Origin of the sequence: Albidovulum sediminicola (genome assembly GCF_025751575.1) — a bacterium.
GTDB classification, from domain to species: Bacteria; Pseudomonadota; Alphaproteobacteria; order Rhodobacterales; family Rhodobacteraceae; genus Albidovulum; species Albidovulum sediminicola.
Genome location: NZ_JAOWLA010000066.1, coordinates 1 through 906 on the forward strand (window position 1 = coordinate 1; position 906 = coordinate 906).

Here is a 906-nt window from a genome sequence, read left to right on the forward strand (position 1 = left end):
GGTCGATGAGACGGTGATCGTCACCTCGACCGGCGCGCTGGCGCTGGCGAAGGTGCCCGCGTCCATGGTCGTGATCGGCGCGGGCGTGATCGGGCTGGAACTCGGCTCGGTCTACGCGCGGCTTGGCGCCAAGGTGACGGTGGTCGAATACCTCGACGTCATCACGCCGGGCATGGACGGCGAGGTGCAGAAAACCTTCCAGCGGCTCCTGAAGCGCCAGGGGCTCGACTTCGTCATGGGCGCCGCGGTGCAGAAGGCCGTGGCCGCCGACGGCCGTGCCAGCGTCACCTACAAGCTGCGCAAGGACGACAGCGAGGCCACGCTGGAGGCCGATTGTGTGCTGGTCGCGACGGGCCGCAAGCCCTACACCGCGGGCCTGGGACTGGAGGCGCTGGGGGCCCAGATGGAACCGCGCGGCCAGGTCAAGACCGACGCGCAGTGGCAGACGAACGTGCCGGGCCTTTACGCCATCGGCGACGCGGTCGCGGGCCCGATGCTCGCGCACAAGGCCGAGGACGAGGGCATGGCGCTGGCCGAGGTGCTGGCGGGCAAGCATGGGCATGTGAACTACGGCGTGATCCCGGGCGTGATCTACACCGCCCCCGAGGTCGCCAGCGTCGGCCAGACCGAGGAGCAGCTGAAGGAGGAGGGGCGCGCCTACAAGGTCGGCAAGTTCTCCTTCATGGGCAACGGGCGCGCCAAGGCGGTGTTCCAGGGCGACGGCTTCGTCAAGATCCTGGCCGACAAGGAGACCGACCGCGTCCTTGGCGCCCATATCATCGGCCCGGCGGCGGGCGAACTGATCCACGAAATCTGCGTGGGCATGGAATTCGGCGCCTCCGCCCAGGACATCGCGCTGACCTGCCACGCCCACCCCACCTTCTCGGAGGCCGTCCGCGAAGCCGC

The 906-nt window shown here is 69.4% G+C and carries 1 protein-coding gene; it reads left to right on the forward strand.

Annotation, left to right across the window (positions count from 1 at the left end; genetic code table 11):
- Positions 1-906: dihydrolipoyl dehydrogenase family protein (locus OE647_RS20115; RefSeq protein WP_263723544.1), on the forward strand; the 906-nt coding region annotated here is incomplete at both ends.